The organism is Limnospira sp. PMC 289.06 (assembly GCF_032350395.1).
GTDB lineage: Bacteria > Cyanobacteriota > Cyanobacteriia > Cyanobacteriales > Microcoleaceae > Limnospira > Limnospira platensis.
Genome location: NZ_JARPLC010000005.1, coordinates 69,598 through 91,205 on the forward strand (window position 1 = coordinate 69,598; position 21,608 = coordinate 91,205).

20 protein-coding genes and 1 pseudogene are annotated in these 21,608 nt (G+C 45.2%); 7 read left to right on the forward strand and 14 right to left on the reverse strand.

What is annotated here, in order from left to right; genetic code table 11:
• Positions 1 to 255 precede the first annotated feature (255 nt).
• A complete protein-coding gene (locus P5674_RS02445) occupies positions 256 to 867 on the forward strand; it encodes a LemA family protein (protein WP_006619551.1) in 612 nt (203 codons plus the stop codon).
• Between the two features lie 2 nt (positions 868 to 869).
• Complete coding sequence (locus P5674_RS02450) at positions 870 to 2,810, forward strand: M48 family metallopeptidase (protein ID WP_315669776.1); 1,941 nt, start codon at positions 870 to 872, stop codon at positions 2,808 to 2,810.
• Between the two features lie 47 nt (positions 2,811 to 2,857).
• On the opposite strand, the gene P5674_RS02455 is transcribed toward P5674_RS02450, so the two are convergent.
• The 5 genes and pseudogenes from P5674_RS02455 to amt all read right to left on the reverse strand — a co-directional run bounded on the left by P5674_RS02455 (position 2,858) and on the right by amt (position 6,634).
• The gene (locus P5674_RS02455) at positions 2,858 to 3,373 is read right to left on the reverse strand and encodes a DUF3122 domain-containing protein (protein ID WP_006619549.1); all 516 of its coding nucleotides are present in this window, start codon (positions 3,371 to 3,373) and stop codon (positions 2,858 to 2,860) included.
• Complete coding sequence (locus P5674_RS02460) at positions 3,373 to 3,972, reverse strand: Tll0287-like domain-containing protein (protein WP_006619548.1); 600 nt, start codon at positions 3,970 to 3,972, stop codon at positions 3,373 to 3,375. The genes P5674_RS02455 and P5674_RS02460 overlap by 1 nt, the downstream gene beginning before the upstream one ends.
• Before the next feature lie 165 nt (positions 3,973 to 4,137).
• Positions 4,138 to 4,992: a PP2C family protein-serine/threonine phosphatase gene (locus P5674_RS02465; protein WP_006619547.1), complete on the reverse strand. Its 855-nt coding sequence runs from the start codon at positions 4,990 to 4,992 to the stop codon at positions 4,138 to 4,140.
• Positions 4,993 to 4,995: 3 nt separating this feature from the next.
• Positions 4,996 to 5,070: pseudogene (locus P5674_RS02470) on the reverse strand (hypothetical protein); the annotation flags it as partial.
• Positions 5,054 to 6,634, reverse strand: a complete 1,581-nt coding sequence (gene amt, locus P5674_RS02475; RefSeq protein WP_014276295.1) for an ammonium transporter — start codon at positions 6,632 to 6,634, stop codon at positions 5,054 to 5,056. The gene amt and the pseudogene P5674_RS02470, both read right to left, overlap by 17 nt.
• A gap of 78 nt (positions 6,635 to 6,712) precedes the next feature.
• Here amt and lhgO point away from each other — a divergent pair, with 78 nt between their 5' ends.
• Entirely contained in the window at positions 6,713 to 7,903 is a 1,191-nt protein-coding gene (lhgO, locus tag P5674_RS02480) for an L-2-hydroxyglutarate oxidase (RefSeq protein ID WP_006619545.1), read from the forward strand.
• Here lhgO and P5674_RS02485 read toward each other — a convergent pair.
• Together P5674_RS02485 and P5674_RS02490 are read right to left on the reverse strand one after the other, a co-directional pair.
• Positions 7,898 to 8,116 (reverse strand): hypothetical protein, encoded by a 219-nt coding sequence (locus P5674_RS02485; protein ID WP_014276294.1) that lies wholly within the window; start codon positions 8,114 to 8,116, stop codon positions 7,898 to 7,900. The two genes, lhgO and P5674_RS02485, sit on opposite strands and share 6 nt — an antisense overlap.
• A 60-nt stretch (positions 8,117 to 8,176) precedes the next feature.
• Positions 8,177 to 8,377, reverse strand: coding sequence for a hypothetical protein (locus tag P5674_RS02490; protein WP_014276293.1), 201 nt, complete (start codon positions 8,375 to 8,377; stop codon positions 8,177 to 8,179).
• A 542-nt stretch (positions 8,378 to 8,919) separates the two neighbouring features.
• Here P5674_RS02490 and P5674_RS02495 point away from each other — a divergent pair.
• Positions 8,920 to 10,065, forward strand: coding sequence for a pentapeptide repeat-containing protein (locus tag P5674_RS02495; RefSeq protein ID WP_152088318.1), 1,146 nt, complete (start codon positions 8,920 to 8,922; stop codon positions 10,063 to 10,065).
• On the opposite strand, the gene P5674_RS02500 is transcribed toward P5674_RS02495, so the two are convergent.
• Positions 10,062 to 10,187 (reverse strand): hypothetical protein, encoded by a 126-nt coding sequence (locus P5674_RS02500; protein WP_286171587.1) that lies wholly within the window; start codon positions 10,185 to 10,187, stop codon positions 10,062 to 10,064. The genes P5674_RS02495 and P5674_RS02500 overlap by 4 nt on opposite strands.
• Positions 10,188 to 10,354: 167 nt before the next feature.
• Between P5674_RS02500 and P5674_RS02505 the strand changes: the two genes are divergently transcribed.
• The 3 genes from P5674_RS02505 to P5674_RS02515 all read left to right on the forward strand — a co-directional run bounded on the left by P5674_RS02505 (position 10,355) and on the right by P5674_RS02515 (position 14,785).
• Complete coding sequence (locus P5674_RS02505) at positions 10,355 to 11,968, forward strand: polyprenyl synthetase family protein (protein ID WP_014276291.1); 1,614 nt, start codon at positions 10,355 to 10,357, stop codon at positions 11,966 to 11,968.
• Positions 11,969 to 12,087: 119 nt separating this feature from the next.
• Positions 12,088 to 13,677: a hypothetical protein gene (locus P5674_RS02510; protein ID WP_014276290.1), complete on the forward strand. Its 1,590-nt coding sequence runs from the start codon at positions 12,088 to 12,090 to the stop codon at positions 13,675 to 13,677.
• A gap of 40 nt (positions 13,678 to 13,717) precedes the next feature.
• Complete coding sequence (locus P5674_RS02515; protein WP_014276289.1) at positions 13,718 to 14,785, forward strand: hypothetical protein; 1,068 nt, start codon at positions 13,718 to 13,720, stop codon at positions 14,783 to 14,785.
• Here P5674_RS02515 and P5674_RS02520 read toward each other — a convergent pair.
• The 6 genes from P5674_RS02520 to P5674_RS02545 all read right to left on the reverse strand — a co-directional run.
• Complete coding sequence (locus tag P5674_RS02520) at positions 14,764 to 16,119, reverse strand: glycosyltransferase (protein ID WP_062945865.1); 1,356 nt, start codon at positions 16,117 to 16,119, stop codon at positions 14,764 to 14,766. The two genes, P5674_RS02515 and P5674_RS02520, sit on opposite strands and share 22 nt — an antisense overlap.
• 125 nt (positions 16,120 to 16,244) lie before the next feature.
• The gene (locus P5674_RS02525) at positions 16,245 to 16,955 is read right to left on the reverse strand and encodes an FkbM family methyltransferase (protein ID WP_062945864.1); all 711 of its coding nucleotides are present in this window, start codon (positions 16,953 to 16,955) and stop codon (positions 16,245 to 16,247) included.
• Positions 16,956 to 17,160: 205 nt separating this feature from the next.
• A complete protein-coding gene (locus P5674_RS02530) occupies positions 17,161 to 17,709 on the reverse strand; it encodes a hypothetical protein (RefSeq protein WP_014276286.1) in 549 nt (182 codons plus the stop codon).
• A gap of 163 nt (positions 17,710 to 17,872) precedes the next feature.
• Positions 17,873 to 19,267, reverse strand: a complete 1,395-nt coding sequence (locus P5674_RS02535) for a cytochrome P450 (protein ID WP_315669777.1) — start codon at positions 19,265 to 19,267, stop codon at positions 17,873 to 17,875.
• A gap of 97 nt (positions 19,268 to 19,364) precedes the next feature.
• Positions 19,365 to 21,239 carry an excinuclease ABC subunit UvrC gene (uvrC, locus tag P5674_RS02540; RefSeq protein WP_014276284.1) on the reverse strand — a complete coding sequence of 625 codons (1,875 nt, stop codon included), beginning with the start codon at positions 21,237 to 21,239 and terminating at the stop codon, positions 19,365 to 19,367.
• Between the two features lie 62 nt (positions 21,240 to 21,301).
• Positions 21,302 to 21,608 (reverse strand): hypothetical protein (locus tag P5674_RS02545; RefSeq protein ID WP_315669778.1); only part of this gene is annotated, 307 nt, incomplete at its 5' end.

Below are 21,608 nucleotides of genomic sequence, written 5' to 3' on the forward strand. Positions count from 1 at the left end.
TCTAACCACACCTCGAGTACAGTGGCGAAGCCAAGTAGCCAGTTTCTATTTTGTCCGGGGTGGGAGTGCGGGTTAAGTTAAAAAGTGTAACAATTTGTGGTTAGCCAGATTTGATTATGTTATAATGCGCCCCATAGCCGGGTTACTTCTTTTAGGTTGGGAAAACATAATTAAACTAATCCAGCTTGATACACCGAGTATAACCCGCGTCAAATCCGCGAACCATGCAGACACACACCAAGGAGATCCTAGACTGTGGAGATACTTGCTGGAATTTTCGCCGTTTTGCTTGTCATCGGTATTGTTGTGGTCATCCTGGTGGCTATTGTAGGTGTCCAGGCATATAATAGCCTAGCACGCCTACGCAGACGCTATCAAAATGCCTATGCTCAGATTGATGTTCAACTCAAACGCCGCCATGATTTAATCCCGAATTTGGTCGAAACAGTCAAGGGTTATATGGCTCATGAAAGGGGAACCTTAGAAGCAGTTATTGCCGCTCGCAATGCTGCTGTTACCGCCACGAATCAAGCAGCCTCGAACCCTGGCGACCCCCAAGCTATGCAAGAATTAGGACAGGCGGAAGCCGCTTTAACGGGTACATTAGGAAGGTTATTTGCTCTGTCGGAAGCCTACCCCGATTTAAAGGCTGATAAATCCATGGATCAACTCATGGAAGAGTTGCGCTCTACTGAAAATAAGATTGCTTTTGCGCGACAGGCTTTTAACGATGCCGTAACTGTTTACAATACCAAAAAGGATGTATTTCCGAGTAATTTGGTGGCTAGTAGCTTCAATTTCCAAGAAGCTCAATTACTAGAAGAATCATCCCCAGAGGTGAAAGAAGTTCCTAACGTTTCCTTCTAATTATGAATTTCTTTGAGCATCAAGACCAAGCCAGACAAAACACGGTTTATTTGCTGGGTTTGTTTGTGGTGGCTGTGATTGTGATGATTATCCTATTATATGGGGTGGTGGTATTTGCACAATTTGATAGATTAGTATGGCAACCAGAACTGTTGTTGTTAGTCGCCTTGGGAGTTATCGGCACTGTCGGTGCGGGAAGTGTCCAGAAATCTATTCAATTACGGGGGGGAGGTAAGGTAGTCGCTGAGGATTTGGGGGGAACATTAGTCGATCGCATGACCGGGGATGAACTGGAGAAACGACTACTTAATATTGTCGAGGAAATGGCGATCGCCTCTGGAATTTCCGTTCCCGAAGTGTATGTTTTGGGGGAAGAACAGGGAATCAATGCTTTCGCGGCGGGATTTACTCCCAATGACGCAGTAATTGGGGTAACGCGAGGCTGTTTAGAACAACTCGATCGCGATGAGTTACAAGGAGTAATCGCCCATGAATTTAGCCATATTCTCAATGGAGATATGCGCCTAAATCTGCGACTAATCGGAGTAATTCAGGGTTTGATTTTCATTTATCTTATAGGTCGGGTAATGTTAAGGGGTAGTTTTTTAGGGGGAGGTAGTGGCAAATCGTCGTCAAAGGGCAAAGATTCGGGATTGATTATTGGTTTAGGAATGGTAGTTATTGGCGGGGTCGGCTTTTTTTGCGGAAGGTTAATCAAAAGTGCCGTTTCTCGCCAACGGGAGTTTTTAGCGGATGCTTCTGCAGTTCAGTTTACCCGCAACCCTGACGGTATTAGTGGCGCACTACAAAAGATTGCGGGTTATAAATCTGGTTCTAAGGTAAGAAATCCTAGGGCTGAAGAAGCTAGTCACCTGTTTTTTGGGGAGGCGTTTACAGGGATTTTTGAGAGTTTCGGACAAATCTTTGCAACTCATCCCCCTGTGAAAGAAAGGGTTAAGCGTTTGGAAGGTTTCGCCGGTCGCACTTGGTCGGTGGAAGAAACCGGAAATAATCCCTCTATGTCGTCTATAGCTTCCGGTAATGAAATGGTGGCGGGGTTTGCGGGTTCATCACCTCAACCACAGCCTCAACCGGAGTCGTTGTCAGTTTCACCGGATAGGGTAGTCGCCGGAGTGGGGACTACCAACCCCAAACATCTTGATAATGTGCGGGGGTTTTTGGCGGATATTCCCGAACCTGTACGCATGGCTACCCGTGATGTAAATGGAGCGATCGCCATTATCTATAGTTTATTGTTGCATACAGACCCAGAAGTGCGCGATCGCCAAATGTCTTCCTTGCGAGAGTCCTCCCCGCCGCCAGTGTTGGAAATGATCGAAAACCTCAGTCCCTACCTGGAGAGTTTGAACGCGCGGACTCGTCTACCGTTGATTGATTTAGCCATACCTGCTTTACGTGGTGGAAGTGTTAGCCAATGTACCCAACTGCTGAAACAAGCCAGGGTTTTGATTAAGGCTGACAATCATCTGAGTCTGTCCGAGTATGCGATTTTTGTTGTGTTGCGTCAACGGTTGACTAACTACTTTCCGAGTACACAACCGGAATCTAAAGTTAAGTTTACTGACATTAAACAGATTTGGTCTGATTGTGTTACTGTTTTATCAGCTTTGGCTCGCGTCGGCCAAGACTCTCCGGGAGCGGTTGATATCGCTTTTCAAGCCGGACTATTGCGCCTACCTAAAAATTCTGGGGAAACTTTACCCACCGCGCCCGGTGAATATAGTTTAACTCAAGTTGGTGAAAGCCTCAAACGTCTGGAACTCGCCGCCCCCAAACTTAAACAGGCGGTAGTTGATGCTTGCGCCTATACTGTCCTGGCTGATCACAATGTCACCTTAGACCAAGCCGAGTTACTAAGGGCGATCGTGATTTCTCTTAACTGTCCTATTCCACCGTTTTTAGATGCACCCAGTCAACCATAATCAGGGATAGAGTGGAGACAATTATTTTTCTCCACCCTAAGAAATTATTAACCAGGATTATCGATCGCCTTCCATTCCAGAACTACTGGAGACGGGATAGCGATCGCACATTTTGTTTCAGCGATCGACAAGTAAAGCTCGATTTCATCGGCTGGGGAAATTTTGGGCAAAACATCCGTTAAATTGTATTGTCCAACATTCGGGCCGGGTGCTTTTTCGCCAAACTCATCTACCGCCTCGATAATTGTACCATTACCGACCACAATTTGCAACGGTTCAGGATGATTAAATGTTACCGACCCCGGAAACCCCACCAAGCGCAAATTCACATCCTTGACCTCCCCATTTTTGATCCGCTTAAACAGAACCACCTGCCAAGAATTACCTTGATTATCTCTCAAACTATGGCGAGATTTATAAAGTATCTGTCCGGGGGCCTCCTCCTGTTGTTGAATTAAGGCGATCGCTGGTTGAGGCGGAACCATAACCAACAGCAAAGGCAGAATAATTAGCAACAAAATCGACACCAATTTTCTGACATTTTTTCTGACATTAATTAACATTATTTTGCCTCTAAAGCAGCTTGAATTTCTGGGATAAACACCGCATACATTCCCCGCAAATCCCCTTCCTTAAAATCAAAAGCCAAATCTTGAGGGTATTTATCTTTCACAAACTGAGGGCGGCTATTTTGGGAACCATGACAAGCCAAACAAGTAGCCTCAACATTAATCCGGCGATAGTAACGGAAACCAGAGTTACCATCAATAGTTTCTGGTTCCCAAAATCCCATCAATTCCCGGTTTTGTTCAAATTGTGCTAACGCCATTTTAGCGTGTAAATTATCAGGAGCGTGAGCCGGGTTGCGATATTTATTAGCAATTTGTTTAACCTGCCATCCATTATCTTCGCTGAGTTGTTTTGCTTGCATTCCCACCGGTTTACAAACTTCTTTAAAAGTTTGTCCGGTCGGTTCTGTGGTTTGTCCTTCTAGCGTCGAAGCTAAACCCCTACGCAACCCATCCAGATTTTCGATCGCCTCAACTGCTTTAGCCAATTCTTCGGGAACCACCCCAGCATATACTGGAGTCGTCCTATAGCTACCCAGAAGGAAAACTGCCACCAGTAGCCCTAAAACGAATTTTGACAAAGCCCTTAACATAGATCACCTATTACTTAACCATGTAGTTATAATACCACACAATTTTACTTTCATCCATCTATCTCTCTCCCAAGAAATAGACAGCTTGGCTGGGGGTAGTTGGGGGCTTCTGGTGTCGAAGGTAAGCAGTATATTTGCTTATGGTGATTATTAATAATTTAGAAATTAGCGCTGTTTACACACTAAGATAGTCATATCATCATAAACCTGATGATTACCGATGTATTCCATAACATCATGAATAATAGACTGTCGAATTTCAGCAGCAGTCAGATCACGATTTTTGGCAGCCACGGCACAGAGTCGGTCAACTCCATAGTGAAGCCCATCTGCATTTTCTGCCTCAGTAATACCATCAGTATATAAAATCACCACATCCTCAGCATTTAAATAGGTAGTATAATGGCTAATAAACTCCGAGATATCATCAACCAATCCAATCGGGAAACCCAGATCAATAGTTTGAATTCGTTGGACATTTCCATCACTACGAACTAAAATTGCTTCCTCATGTTGACCGCAGATTCTGATTTCTCCACCTTGATAATCAAGCAATACCAGAGTCATATTTTTATCACAGTTCATTCTTAACACATTTAGGTAAATAGTTCGATTCAGAACATCCAAAAATCTAACTCGATCAGTTTCTCCCGCTTCTAGTAGAGTTCTGACAGCAGTTTGAGCCATTAACATCACCATACCACTTTCTAAACCGTGTCCCGTGACATCTCCCATGCAGATAGTCACCCCGCCGCCAAAGGCGAGAACATCATAATAATCACCTCCTATTTCTGTAGCAGGTTCCATATAACCCGCAATATCCAGGCTTTTAATTTCCTCAAGTTCTGCTTCACTCGGTAACAGCAAACGTTGTAGGCGGCGGGTAATTTCCAACTCCATATTGAGATATTTATTTTCATCATGGAGTTGATGATTAAGCATTTTAATTTCTTGATATGCTGAAGCCAGGGACTCTTGGGCTTGGTGTCGTTCAGTAATATCTCGAAAAGTGCCAATCATAAATGATCGGGCTCCTAATTGAGCCGGGTTTAAGGTAACTTCTACCGGAAAATTAAAACCATCAGCCCGCCATCCGATCGCCCCTTGACAAGGTTTTTTTTAACCATTGATTGATTAAGGAATTATCCCAGATTTTAGAATTAAAACTTTCCGTAATCAATCCACTAATTTTCATGCCAATCAAATCTTGTTTGCTATAACCAAAAACAGCTTCAGCACTAGAATTAGCAGTCAAAACCACCAGAGAAGATGTCGTCAAAGTAAGAATAGCATCAGTAGCAGTCTCAACGATCGCCTCAGTTTTTCGCACCGCTTCTTCCAAGGCATCCATCACATAATTATAGCGGGTGGCAATTTGTCCAACTTCCGTAAATGGTTCCACCGGAACCCGCAAACTCAAATCCTTAGTTTGAGCTTGAAAGTCCATAACCTTAAACAGTTCATAAATTTCCGACTTAGCCCGATGTTCATAAATATTTAGTCCGATATTTTCGCCGTCTTCTGAAACCCGTAAAGGGTAGAATCTATTGATAATTAAAAGCAAAATTAAACTAACTAAAAATCCCCAGATAGCGCCGCTAACTGTTCCCAAAACTTGTACAGCTATTTGACCAAAGCGATTTAAGCCTGTATTTAGCACATCTAAACGGGCAAATAAACCCACTGCCAAAGTTCCCCAAACTCCCGCCCCCACATGAACCGCCACCGCATCTACAGCATCATCAATGCGCCACTTAACTAATTGTGTAGATACCATCATAGTAATAATTGCGCCCAAGGCTCCAATGATTATAGCTGGCAAAGTTCCCACAGCGTTACAGGAGGCAGTAATTGCCACCAGTCCAGCCAGAGAACCATTAATTAAACATTCTATTTCTATGGAACCTGTGCGCCAGCAAGCCATAAATAAACGCACCAACATTCCCGCGACCCCGGCTAAAATAGTATTCACAATAATCACGGGAATTTGATTGCTTAAAACCAAGGCGCTACCACCATTAAACCCCAGCCAACCTATCCAAAGTAGCATCACTCCTAACACCGATAAAGGCAAATTAGAGCCATGAATTTTGCGGGGACTTTTACCTTTAGGAAATCGCCCGGCGCGGGGTCCAATTACTAATAAAGCAGCGAGGGCTACCCATCCCCCGATACTATGCACAACAGTGGAGCCAGCAAAGTCTATAAACCCTAACTGATCTAGCCAACCATTATTGACACCATTATTTAAACCATTCCAAGCCCAATGTCCGAAAATGGGATAGATTAAGCCAGAGGTAAAACCAGCTACAATTAAATAGGCTGTAAATCGCATTCTTTCAGCCACCGCCCCAGAAACAATGGTGGTGGCGGTGCTACAGAACATAGTCTGAAATAGGAAAAAAGCAGCTACACTGGGGATGTTACTAACATCTAAAACAAAGTAACTAGAACCGAAAAGTCCTAATTGGGAGGTGCCAAACATTAGCCCATAGCCGATCGCCCAAAATAGCCAGACGGAAATTCCGAAATCAGCTAGATTTTTGATAGCAACATTAATGCTATTCTTGGAACGGGTTAACCCCGACTCCAAACACATAAACCCGGGCTGCATCAGGAATACTAAACTGGAGCAAATCAGCAGCCAAATCAGATCATTCATGAATTTTAAGATGGTTTGAAAAGGTGCCTGTTTAATATTTATAGCACAACGCAATCAATTCAGGAAATTATCGAAATTATGTACAATTTAGCAATTATTGGTGGTGGCATTGTCGGACTATCTACTGCTTATTCATTAAGTCTAACTCACCCAAAGGCTAAAATTATCATCTTGGAAAAAGAAAAATCTTGGGCTTTTCACCAAACTGGTAATAATAGTGGGGTTATCCATTCTGGTATTTATTATAAACCAGGTAGCCTCAAGGCGACTCTCTGCCGCCAGGGGAATTTATCAATGGTTAACTTTTGTGAACAGCAGGGGATTAAATATGATGTCTGTGGTAAAATAATTGTAGCCACGGATCCGGAAGAATTGCCATTGTTAGATAATCTCTATCAACGAGGCTTAGATAATCAAATTCCTGTCGCTAAAATTATGCCGGAAGAGGTGGCAGAAATTGAGCCTCATGTGCGTTGTTTGGCGGCGATTAAAGTTGAGTCTACGGGGATTGTTAGCTATAGTGAAGTGAGCGCCAAATATGCGGATTTAGTGGCAGAAAAAGGGGGGGATTTACGGTTAAATACTAAGGTGCATAAAATCACGGAAACTTCTCAGGGTTTAGTATTAGCCACTAACCAGGGAGAATTTGTGACGGATTTTGTGATTAATTGTGCTGGTCTTTATAGCGATCGCATCACAGAATTAACCCAGGTAAAACCCCCAGCTAAAATCATCCCATTTCGGGGAGAATACTATGAGTTAATCCCGGAAAAAAGATATTTAGTCAAGGATTTAATTTATCCAGTTCCTAACCCCAATTTCCCATTTTTAGGGGTGCATTTTACGCGGATGATTGATGGTTCGGTACACGCGGGACCTAATGCAGTTTTAAGCCTCAAAAGAGAGGGTTATAAAAAAACTGATGTTGATTTGGGTGAGTTAATGGAAATTTTGACTTATCCAGGACTGTGGAAACTGGCGGCTAAATATTGGAGTGATGGGGTGGAAGAAATTATCAGGTCTTTTAGTAAAGCGGCATTTGTACGGAGTTTACAACGATTAATTCCTGAAATTCAAGCGGAGGATATCATCCCCACCCATGCGGGAGTCCGGGCACAGGCGTTAATGCCTAATGGGGGATTAGTGGATGATTTTCTAATTGTAGAAAGTCCCCGTGCGCTTCATGTTTGTAATGCGCCATCACCGGCGGCGACGGCTTCTTTAGAAATTGGGAAAGCGATCGCTCAAAAAGTCCCGAATTATTCATAAATTGATTTCCTCGCAGTCTTGGGCGATCGCCTCACTCATTAACTGAAGATCGTCGGACGGAATTGAACCAGCAAAAGGTAGTAACTGCCTTCCTGGAGTCCCTCGAACTTCAGCTTTGAGTAATGTCTCAATAAACTCAAGTACCTGCGATTGCTTTTGCGGTGGCATGACTTTGAGTTGTTCAACGACCCGATCGATAATAGAAGTATTCATTTATATTTCTCCGACTACCTTTTTGATTATTATAACAATAAGGGAATTGCTTTTGAAGAGTTAACCGAGAAGCGGGGTTTCTTTCTGTGCAACTCCCACAGGGTTGGAAGATGGCGATCGCCGCCCTGTCAATACCATAGGAATGCCTCCGGTCGCTGAAAAAGTTACCCCTTCTTGAGAAATTAGGAAAGCGATCGCTGAAAAAGTCCCATGGCCACCATAAACGGATCTAGGGAGTGTTGACCCAGGCGAGGACACCATTATATATATTATATATGGCCCATTTAGGCTCTCTAAATAGTGTTCGTTGCCTGTTCATAAATCTTCACAATAAAAATTGTATTTTAGTTGACAAAAAACGGCAAATTTGTTATGTTGGTTGCCAACTTAGGTTAACCGCTGAACTGATTTTCCATTGGGCAGTGACAGCGAAGCAGATCGCCAGTAGTGCGCGTCTAGTTTCTGGCTTGAACGCCATCTGTGGTGGTTTCAAAGAACTTAGTCTAAGTTGCGATCGGGTGCATCATCAAGTATAGAGCTTGAACTGGGCTTGAAAATCAACCCAGGAAGAGGGTTTTAGTCTCAAAAATTAGCCAATGTGATCTATCCAGTATCATGATCGCGCGGTCATGTCATGGCATAGGTCGGTGATTGGTCACACCCCAAAATATGCTCCACCAGACAGTTGGGAGAGGGGGCTAATTTGTGATGACTTTCGATGGCGTTGTTACGTCACCGAGTCTAGTTCAGCAAAGACTGCGATTTCGATATTTTATTGCCTTTCAAAATTAAGGACTTCAATCATGGTGAAAGTGTACTTCAGGACAGTCACTAACAATAACCAAACCTATGGCAAAGGGTACTTTGTCTACGGAAATTCCCAAACTGCGAACGACCAAGAGATAGTCTACCACACCGATTTGAGGGAGTTTTTCTACACCGACCCGGACACGCAAATCGATCTGAGTAAAGGCGCGAGAGGAACACTGCACTTTGTGATTGGTGGGAACCCTGCCAATGCCGTCCCAGCCCGGAGTGTATTTAACATTGAAATGGCCGACCCGGTTGGGAACTTGCAAACCACAGCCAAAGAAGGCTCCCAGTCTTGCCGTCCCGGCCAACTAGGTTTGACCAATAAAGCTGGTATCTGGCTAGAATGGCCTTCGATTGGCGATGCAGCCCCCTCCTGGTGGGAAGAGAAACCAAGTGGCAGTTCAAATGAAGGCGAGAAACCGACCCAGCCCAGTGGGGGTTCAGAGGAGCCACAACCGACCCCGCCGAATGTTGACTGGTCTAGTTTCATACAACCACCACAGGGTGGCTGCGCCCCCACACCCCCAGGCTACACAAAGATAAAGTTTCCGTATGACATGGGCAAGCGAGATTTTCCGAATAGTTACTTGCCGCAAGTAGACTTGAGCAAAATGAATCTGAGTGGTATCGATCTGAGCTTTTCCTACCTGTGTGCAGCCAACTTAGGAGCCACTAACCTGGTCGCGGCTAACTTGAGTTACGCGTATCTCTGTCACGCCTATCTCGGCTATGCCAATCTCAACTATGCCTATCTGGGCTATGCTAATTTGTGTTTTGCCGATTTAAGCTACGCGGTCCTCACCGAAGCGGATCTGAGTTTTGCTAACTTGTGTCAGGCGAAGCTAATTGGAGCCCAATTAAACCAGGCTAGCTTGGCTTACGCGAATTTCTGTTACGCTTATCTGGGCTATGCCAATCTCAGCTATTCCTATCTGGGCTATGCTAACTTCTGTGGTGCTGACCTGACAAATGCCGACCTGCAAGGAACCGACATGACTGGGGCTAACTTCACCAATGCCAACCTGACAAATGCGGACCTGCGGGGAGCCAACATCACTGGGGCTAACTTCAGTAATGCGAACCTCACGGGGGCTAAACTTGATGATGCCCAGAAGCAACTGTTAGGAATTGCCTAATAAAGGTAATCCCAACGACAAATTATTCTACCGTTGATGGTATCAATTTCCCATTGTTGAAATCCATCATCAAACCCGGTTACATTGTCTGATGTGACCGGGTGGGGTGAGCTTTTTGTCATTGATTGATGTAAATAAGTGGCTATCCCTAGGGATAGCCTCTATAAAGATTGTCAATTGGCTTTCTTTGCCTGTCTAGCACTAGGCAATGATGAATAATGCCAAAATGTATCCGATTTTAATGGTGGTTATCTGCCCTTCTAGCTGCCCTTCTAGCTGTACTTGATCAATGTTTGAATTGCTGTTAAATTGGCTCGGTCTTAGCCCTCCATCCAATTTAGTCTTTTGGGGAATCCTGTTGTATTTTACGGTTTGGGGAATCCTGCTCAATTTGATGTTTTTAGGGGTCAAGAGTGACTCGGTATCGGATAAGTTGGAAAAATCTACTTCCTCGATCGCTCAATTGGGGGAAAATGGCTGTGGGAATGGTAAGTCTGTTGTGCCATTTCTTCCGACTGAGGAAACGGACTCGGCTGGTGAATTACAGTCCTGTGTTCCCCAAACGATCGCGGTTTCCAATGCTAATGGCGATGTGGCATCCGCCCCTACGCGCCTTACGGTGCCGCTTGGCGATCGCACTCCCCAAACCGCGACCATTGCAGTCAACGATGTGGCATCCGCAACCCTTGGCGATCGCATTCCCGACGGTAAAAATAACCGGGGTTCGATTCTGCCGGAAGATGCGAACCTGGAAGCGGACTTAAATATCGTGTCGGAGGCGATCCTCCCGACATCGGAACCGACGCAGTTTGATAAAACCATTATTAACCAAGCACTAGAAGACTCCCGAATCGCGATCGGGGCCAAAATTCAGGAATTTATTGGTAGGCGGCGGGAAATTATCGGTTCCTACGAACCCTTATATGATTTGTTGCTCGATTACCCGTTTCGGGGAGGTAAAATGCTGCGCCCCACCATGTGTATTAGTGCGGCGCGGGCGATGGGTGGCATGGGACAGGTGGCGCTATCGACGGCGGCGGCTTTGGAACTGTATCACAATGCGTTTCTGATTCACGATGATATTGAGGACGGGTCAGAGTCGCGCCGGGGAAAAGGGACGTTACACCACAATATTGGCATTCCCCGGGCGATTAATGTCGGGGATGCAACCAATGTACTGGCTGTTGGTTTGTTGCTGGAAAATTTATCGGCGATCGGGGTAACCAAAACTCTGAATGTACTCCACGAAATTGAGTTTATGGCGCGTCAATCGGTGGAAGGACAGGCGATGGAATTGGATTGGGTGGCAGAAAATACCCAAAATTTAAGCGATCGCGATTATTTTAAAATGTGCGTCAAAAAAACCTGCTGGTATTCTTTTATGACCCCCTGTCGCATCGGTTTGATTGTGGGGAATTCCTCGGCTAACCCTCAAGATTTGGTGGAACCTTTGGCGGGAGTTACTCGGTTTGGCATGATTTTAGGCATTGCTTTTCAGATCCAAGATGATTTATTAAACTTGGTGGGAGATATGAAGGCTTATGGGAAGGAAATTGGCGGAGATATTTATGAGGGAAAACGAACTTTGATGCTCAATCATGCGATCGCCCATAGTAGTCCAGTCGAATCCCGCCGAATGTTGGAAATTCTCGCCACCCCCCGACCGGAAAAGACCCCGGAACAGGTAGAATTTGTCATGGAGAAAATGCGCCAGTATGGTAGCATCGAACATGGTTGGGCTGTGGCTAGATCTTTGGCTCAAAAAGCTGCCCAGATTTTGGACAGTCTGGATTTTATGGAACCGAAAACTCCGCTCAGACCAGGGGAAAAATGGCAGACCCCGGTTCACGATCGCCGCTTTCTGAAAGAATTAATTAACTATGTGATTTATCGAAATTTATAGCATTTTTGGGGGTTATGATACGATTCATAGCCCCTTGCTCATTTAAGGAGGATTGACCCACCATAAAATCAAGTGGTATTGAGGAAGTTATTCTACCATAAAATAGAGAGATTGTCAAGATGATCGAACATAAAAACCCGATGGCAATGCCCCCCCCAGTCGAAGCTGAAATTCACCCCGGCGGTGAACTGGTGCTGAGACTGTCCCTGCATAATAATAGCGGTGAAACCCTACTGGTGCGACCAGTTTTAGATAATTGGATCGCCGAGAACGGGGATATTTTCGCCACCATTAATCCGGTGGAACCTGACTATATTTATCTAGGTTCTGGTGCGGGAAAAGCCACTCAAACTGTGAGGGTAAAACTACCTTTAGAACTGCCACCAGGACAGGTTATTAAAAGTTGGCTAAGATTTCCCGGATTACTTGAGGAACCTCTGGTAATCATCCTAAATGTTAAAGCTGAAATTGCCGAGAGAAAGCCTAGAGAATATCCGGTTAATATCAGCTTTCCATTAACAAAATTAGCGGCTCAAAACCCGTCAATGTATGAGGACATAACCACCCAAAATGCCTGGGGATTGATTTCGGCATTGAACGACCTCGATCGCATTCCTTCTCGCTGGCTGGTGGCAGAATTATTAGTAGCCATCAGCCAAAAAGGAGAGGAATACACCGGCACCCCGGAGGGTGTAAAACTGTTCTCGCAACTGCGACAAACCGCTTTTTTCTCAACTGTATCGACAGTGCTGGCTACGGCAAAAGTCCCCGATTGGATTTCGGAAACTTTATCGATGTCCGGTCAAGTCCTCAAGGGCGATCGCCGGGAAGGCCTGCTTTATATTTGGGAAAGGTGGCTGTTGAGTTTGGTAGACAGCGACGTAGAAGCCCCAGAAACGGCTAAACCCATCGTCGCCCCATTATTTGTAGGGTGCGTCAGATTCGGAGAATTTAAATCAACACCGGAGCATTTGATTTCTGACGCACCTTTCACAGAATTTGTGGCTAAACTGGGAACAGATAGCGATCGCTGGTTGGGTTATTTTCTCCTAGGATTGATGTCATTGTCGCCTCGAATTGCTTCCCATATAGAGGCGATCGCCACCCAGAAAATTGAGCCATTAAACCCAGCCACCTCTCCCCCCCAAACCATAGCGGGTTGCTCGTATCATTTAGGGACGCGATTGCCAGAATTAGACTTACTTCCGGCTCGTTGGTTGGTGTTAGAATTATTGCTAATTTTCGCCCAAAAAGGGGACGACTATGCCAGAACCCCCCCAGGTCGAATGCTACTAGAGCGATTGCGACTCACCCGGTTCTGCAAAAATGGGGTTTTGAGTTTAGCCGCCGCCTCCGTCCCCCGTTGGATCGCCGTCAGTCAAGCCACGGCTACCGCTTTTCACAATTCCGTGGGGACTCCGGCTTCTAGGGCGGGTTTGCTCAAGTTTTGGGAACAGTGGTTGTGGGATATTGCTGGTTCCCCAATCCCTAATTCCCAGACTTCGGCGGCGGACTTGGTGAACCAATTAGGAATAGATGGGGAGGCTTGGTTTCTCAAGATTGTTTTGGGACTCAGTTGTGTTTCCCCCAGGATAGCTACGACATTGGAGGCGATCGCCTCTAGCGCACCGTCCGTGTCCCCACCCGCCCCCACCCCCACCCCGCCAATTAAAGACGTTCTCAGCGAGCCAGGTTCCCTACAACGATAAGTTATCCACCGCCCAATTGTAGTTAATTTCTAGCGCCAAAATGACCATTGACGAACAAACACTTGCCCGAGTGGAACAACTGCGAATCCCTCTCGAGGATCCCACCGCCCCCCTAGATTGGAAAGATTGGTATCATTATGTATTATTAGATCCTGATACTCAGATTAGAGTGCTGGTGAATCTGACGGCGATCGCCAGACCGGGAACTGGAGAAATTCAAACCAGTTTTATGGTGACAGTTCCGACTGATTTTCAAGGGCTCGACTGTAGCCAGAGCGCCCCTTTTGCCAGTTTCGGAACGACTTTTTCCCAAGAGTGGAACCCCAGTCAAATCAGCCCGGAACCCGTACATTGGCAAGGTGAAGGGATGGAATTGCAAGTCAACGGAACCCAGACGCGGTTAGAAGTAGAAGATCGGCGATCGCAGCTATTCATTGAATTGGAGGCGACAGCTACAGCCACCCCCCTATTAGTCACAGAAAATTCACCGTTTGGCAGTGGATTCATCGGCTGGGGATTAGTACCGGGCTTGCAAGTGAGGGGAAACTTATCCGTTGCTGGGCGATCGTTTCCCATTCACCCGAACTGGTTTTGCTACCACGATCGCAATTTTGGCCGCTTCCGCTGGGGGGAAGATATCGGTTGGGAGTGGTTCGTCGCTTTTGGCACCTGCATTGATGGCACCTCCATCACTTTGGTATTGGACAGACGCACCAACAAAGACCATTCCCAAGGCGGCTTTCCCTATATTTTTATTTATGTCAATCACCAATTGCGAAAAGTGTTTTTGGGTGCCACTTTACAGATTAATTGGGACTGGTCGGAGGTGGCTGTCATTCCCCCCAGGTTGCCGGGAATTATGGCGCTATTATTTAGCGATCGCTTATTGCAAACCCCCAGCACCTTAGAAATTATCGCCGCTGATGACCAAGACCAATTGCTAATTGAGATTGATTTTGAGTCGGTAGTGGAATTAATCGTCCCCGACAATCAACAACGGCAATATACTTTTATTGAAGAACTGACTGGCCGCGCCGCCGTTACCCTTAAACTAGGAGAAAAAACATGGCTCGCCACCGGCTTAGTTTACGGGGAATATGTGATCTGAGAATCATTAGGGGAGCCGGAATATCTGGCGGGTTTCCGACTCCGGTATTGGCTCATCAAGTTGGCGATCGCATCACAGGCTGTTTCTACTCCATTTTCCGCCCCGATCGCTTCTCCAATGGCAGCGGCTTTCTGGGTATATTGTTCTTCAAACAACAGTTGTCGAAGTTCGGCAGCTACCAACTCCGCAGTATATTGTTGGGGTAGGAGCATTCGGGCGACCCCGAGGCGGACGACGCGGGCGGCATTTTCTGGCTGGTCGTATTTGTGGGGAACCACCAGCATTCTCCGCCCCGATCGCAATGCTTCTGCTGTGGTTCCCATGCCTCCATGATGGACGATCGCCGCCGCCCTGGGGAAAATTTGCCCGTGGGGGGCATAATTGACGGCGATCGCACCTTCGGGCAATTGGTCCGGTCTGAGACTATCCGCCCCAGGGCCCATCATTAGCACTGACCGATAACCCAATTGGTGGGCGGCGATCGCACTAGACCAATAAAAATTACCGGGAGTCCAGACCACCGTTGAACCCAAAGTAAACACTATCGGTGGCGGCCCGCTGTCTAAAAACTCTCTCAGTTTTTCAGATAACCCCTGATTAGGGGGGTTATCATAAAACGGAAACCCGGTGACGACAGTTTGCCTAGGCCAGTCCGGTTGGGGTCTGGCAAAAACCTGGGAAAACAAAGCCAGCACTAAATCGGGGGAATGCTGCCCTTCAAACAGGGGATCTGGGCCTGGTGGGAGTCCCAACGAACTCCGCAGTTGACGCAGGGGGGCACTCCAATGGCGAAGCCGACTGCGGAGTTGGCGTTTTTCAGCATCTTTGGCTACCCATTGCAAACACCGTTCATATTCCGAGACTGGGGAAGCGATCGCCTCGGTGCGTGAAGCGAAGCTATCGCCCCCAGGCGAATCGTAAACTGACATCAAGGCTGATAGAACCGTTGAAATCCAAGGAATTTGGGTTTGTTCGGCTACAATTGCACCGGGCAAAATCAGCGGGTGAGTTATTAATAGATCCGCCCCCTTTACCGCTGCTATCAAGTCGGTGTAAGTCGCCCGCAAGTGGGGCATCAACTGATAACAAATAATGTATTCTAGCTCCCGTTGGGAATCGATCAGCATTTGCAGAAATTGGCGATCGTGTTCCCAAGTGTCCTCTAATCTGAGGGGATGAAATTCGATTTCCTCCGCCGCCACATAAGGGCGGTATTTTTCGGCGGCGGCGATGACCGGCTGATACCCCCTGGCTTTTAATCCTCGGGCGATCGCCAAATAAGGATACAAATCACCCAAAGAACCATAGGTTGCTAATACGATGCGATCGACCATGTTTAATTCTGAAAATCTGGCTTCAATTCTATTATAGCTTTAACCGATGAAAAACTCTAACCAACCATCCCGACTTCAAGATTCATATCTAAAAGGCCTCATTAAACTTCCCAACGTAAATACCATTACCCTGACCGTCTAAACAAAAGGGTGGGTCCGGTGTAAGCAGCCAACTGGTAATCGGCAGCGCTCAGAAACTGAACAATTTCGTGAGAGAGAGGATGCATAAGATTGAAATCATGGGCCTCAACTGCAATGATATAAGGCCGATAGCGATTGATATCCAAATTTAGAATAATCTCCTTGTCTACACCTTCGCAATCAATGTCTAAGAAACCAATTTCTGAATCTTTAATTTCTTCAGGAAGATAAGTGTCAAGTAGCTGGTTAAGGGGGAGTACCTTTACTTTTTGCTTACCCAAAAACTCCCATTCGTGTCTGATAAAATATTCGGCCATTTCCTCATTAAAAGTGTTGATAGCACCTTCGCCGAAACAATAGATTTCTGACTCCCCTTCATAAGAAGCAACACCTAGATTTAGATTGATATCCTGGGGACGTTCCTGTTCAAATAGTTTCACAGATTGAGGATTGGGATCTACATTCATACCTTTCCATCCCATCATACTCAAAAGTTTAGTGTTAGAAAATCGACTGGGATGATAAGCACCGATATCAACATAGTAATTGCTAAATAGGGTGGATTTATTTCTGGAAATCAACTCTAAAATTAGAGTATCTTCACCAAATTGTGACCAAGAAATACAAAGATTTGGATCGTGGACTACTGACAGAAAAAACGGCACACCAAATTTATGGAATAATTCAGATAGCATATCAGAGTAAACATATGAAAATAAAGGTTGACAAAATCCAGGGAATTTGACTCAAGTTCGGGGCATCAGACAAAAGATGATTGACCCTATTTTTTCGCCTTCGAGTCTGGCGAAATTTGGGAGCGGGGAAAAGTCGAGAGACCACGGCTAAACGAAAAAAATAATTTCTCCCTCCACAGTGAGTTTTTCCACATTTCTCCTCCGCTTACACCTCAATTGTCAGTACATCATTCGGGACATTCCGAATTAATTCCCCGTGCTGGGCTGTTTGTTCTTCCAGAGACAAAACTGGGGGAGGAAAACTGGGACGGAACCACAGATCGTCAAATTCTTTCCACAGTTGCTGTAGTTGAGGATTAATGGCACTGTCGGCGATAATATTCATTGCTAGTTTCTGAATACCCAACAACTCTGATAAAGTTCCCCGCAAATTGATTTTACCCGTCGCTACAGCTTGATCTAAGGTCAACCGACCCCCAATTAAATCTCGCAAGGTTTCGGCTTCGCTGCGAAAATTAAAGGCTTCCACTGACTCGGAATTATCGGAATTATCAGTAATATCTACCTGGAGAGGTTCGCTATGATTGGCATTTAATCTCAACTGAATGCCATCAATTTCTATGATGGCGGTTTTACCAGCGACGCTGTGAACAAAGTTATGCCAAGTTAAACCACCTTGACTCCGCAAAATTTCCACCAAACGACTCAGCCAAATGGCTAACTGTTGGGGGGAACAATTGAATGTATCAATCATTAGTAATTTTTGAGATTTCAGAATCCCATCTCCATGAAAAATTGAGCCATTGTTAATATTATACGGTTAATCTGACGGAAATCAAGACCAAAAAGGATTAAATAGGGGAGAAATTCCCCATAAACCTGGTAACTTCGGGGACCGTTGGGCTTAACCAGAAGAGTTAACCCAGAAGCGGGGTTTCTTTCGGTGCAACTCCCACAGAGTTGGGAGATAGCGATCGCCGCCCTGTCAATACCATAGGAATGCCTCCGGTCGCTGATAAAGTCACCCCTCGGCGGGCGGCTTTGGCGGGCTGGGAATTAGCCAGGGTTAGTTGATAGTTTAACATGACTGTTGCTAGGACTAATTTTAGCTCATATTGAGCCAAAGCCATACCAATACATTGACGCACACCACCACCAAAAGGCAAATATTGATAAGGGGAGTATTTTTTATCTAAAAATCTCTCTGGTTTAAACTGTTTGGGTTCAGGATAAATTGTCGGATCATTATGGGTTAAATAGATGGAGCCAATCACTTCTATGTTGGGTTCTATATGATATCCCATCAGTTCCACCGCTTGAGTAGTAACACGGGGAAATGTCACCATTGCGACTGGATAAATTCGCAGGGTTTCTTGACAAACTGCTGTTAAATAAGGTAGTCTATAAATAGTCATCGGATCGGGATTTGGGGGGAGGGTTGCTAACTCTGATAAAAGGCGATCGCGCACGGTAGGAAGTTTATGCACCCAATACAAAGACCAAGCCATGGCGGTGGCGGTAGTTTCGTGTCCGGCGAATAATAAAGTTAACAGTTCATCCCGCAATTCTTCATAGGTCATCGGTTCCCCATTTTCATCCCTAGCGGACATCATCAAATTGAGAATATCGGTGCGATTTGGATCGGGATTTTGGCGACGTTCTTCGATTTCTTCTAATAGCAGTTTATCGATATCGCGCCGCAAACCTTGGAAGCGCCCCCAGGGACTCCAACGCCCTAAATCTTGTTGTAAAATCGGGAAAAATAAGATACTCGCCCTAATAGGAGAATCGGTAACAGCGACCAGTTCGGTGGTTAATTTTTTCAGGCGATCGTAACGGGGTCCTTCATAGACTCCGAACACAGCTTTAAGAATGACAGCCAGGGAGATTTTTTGCACATAATCTCGCGCCAGAAAAGTCTTACCAATGGGTAAAGTGTCGCCGATTTCTGTGGTCAAATTACAGATTAATTTACCATAATTAAACATCCGTTCCCCATGGAAAGGCGGCATTAACAGTTTTCGCTGTCTTAGGTGGTCTTTACCATCAAGTAAAATGACGGATTTATCCCCCACCACAGGCGCTAGAATACGATTAGATGAACCGGGGGCGGTAAATTCTTTATCCCGGGTGAGGATTTCTTGAATGGCTTGGGGGTGGGAAACAAACACAATTGGATGACCCGCCACCCCGATTTCAGTTACAAAAATATCTCCATATTTACGTTGGCAATTTTCCATATAACCAAGGGGGTTAGTTATCCACTGTATTTTTTGGAGAGTCGGAAGATTTTGCGGACCGTTTAATTTCATGGTGGGATTGAGATTCTAGGATTTTGAGTCAGACCAATCTAGTCCTATTTATAGCACATCTTCCCGACAGCTACCATATATCATAGCTTAATCTGCATCAGGTAGAAGGATGGAAATAATCATAAATTTGTTGGGCTAGTTTTTCGCCAATTCCGTTAACTTCCGCGAGTTGTGTGGGGGTGGCTATGCGAATATAATCAATAGACCGAAAGTGACCTAATAGCAATTTTTGGCGGTGGTGTCCGAGTCCGGGAATGTCGTCTAAATGCGATCGCTTCATGCGTTTACTGCGTTGGTTACGGTGGAAACTAACCGCAAATCGATGGGCTTCATCTCGTAGTCGTCGCAATAATTCAACCCCTGGTTGTTCAGGATTAGTAGTTAATGGTTGAGACTCACCAGGGACAAAAATTTCCTCTCGGCGTTTGGCTAAACTAATCACCTTTAACTCTTCTAAAATATCCAAATCTTGCAAAACTTTAACCACGGCTGAGAGTTGACCTTTCCCACCATCAATCATAATCAAATCCGGCTTGTCCTGGGGTTCTAAATTATGATAATCTCGAAAACGGCGACCAATCACCTCGGCTAAACTGGCGAAATCATCAGACCTTCCCGAATGTACATTAGGATTCTTTATTTTATACTGTCGGTAGTGTTGTTTGGCGGGTAAACCATCAATAAATACCACCCGCGAAGCGACTGCATCAGAACCTTGAATATGGGAGATATCATAACCTTCTATGCGGTGGGGAAGGTCGGGAAGGTCGAGAATTTCGGTTAAATCTTGGAGAGATTGATGATGGCGATCGCTTAATTTTTGCACGCGCATTAACTCATAATTGGCGTTGCGTTCCACCATTTCAATTAAATCGAGTTTTGATTGTCGTTGGGGAGTAATTAAAGTTACTTTGCGACCTTTGCGATCGCTTAACCAATCGGTGACCAAATCCGCATCTGGTAAACTATATTGTAGGAAAATCTCCCTAGGAATTTCCACAGGATCGACGGTTTGATAATGTTCCTGTAAAACCCGCTGAATAATTAACCCCAACTCTAGGGAAGTCAAGGCTTTTTCAGTAGGGTAAACTTTGGCAAAAAAGCCCAACCTACCAACCAAATGTCCGGCGCGGATTTGGAAAAGTTGCACGGAGGCTTGTTGTCCATCAGTAGCCAAAGCGATCGCATCGAGAGACACCGTTTCATCAGGAAGGGAAACTTTTTGATCCTGGTTGAGGGACTGTAAACCTTGAAGGCGATCGCGCAATTTCGCCGCTGTTTCAAAGTTCAACTCAGCGGCGGCTTGTTGCATTTGTGCGGTTAAATTTTCGATAAGTTCTTCCGTCCGTCCTTGGAACACCATCGCCACTTTTTGGACAATTTGATGATAATCTTCTGGGGAGATCATCTCCTGACAAACTCCCGGACAGCGACCGATATCATAGTTTAAACAGGGACGGTCTTTAAATAGGGGTTTAGGACGTTGACGCAGGGGAAATAGACGCTTAATTAATTGTAGGTTACTTCGCAATAATCCCGTATCTACATAGGGGCCATAATATCTATCTTTGGGATTGCTTAAACTGCGTTTTCTGGTAATAAAAATACGGGGGTATGGTTCCGACCAAGTAATACACAGATAGGGATATTTTTTATCATCTTTCAGCAAGACATTAAAATGAGGTTGATGGGTTTTAATCAGATGAGCTTCTAAGGCTAAGGCTTCGGCTTCTGTATCGGTAACTATAAATTCAATATCTGTCACCTGTTGAATCATTAAGTTAATCCGGTGACTATGGTTATGGCGATCGCGAAAATAGGAACGCACGCGCGATCGCAATTTTTTAGATTTCCCAATATACAGAATATTCTCATTACCATCTTTCATGAAATACACACCCGGAACCGGGGGAATTTCTTTTAATCTCATATCGAGGCGATCGGTATCTTCAATTAGTGGTACAATTACCATAGTAGTTTAATAGTAGGGTGCGGTAGGGTGCGGTAGGGTGCGGTAGGGTGCGGTAGGGTGCGTCAGACACCGATAATTATAATTCTCACCGGATAATTAATTTCTGACGCACCATAACCGATAATTATAATTCTCACCGGATAATTAATTTCTGACGCACCATAACCGATAATTATAATTCTCACCGGATAATTAATTTCTGACGCACCATAACCGATAATTATAATTCTCACCGGATAATTAATTTCTGACGCACCATAACCGATAATTATAATTCTCACCGGATAATTAATTTCTGACGCACCATAACCGATAATTATAATTCTCACCGGATAATTAATTTCTGACGCACCATAACCGATAATTATA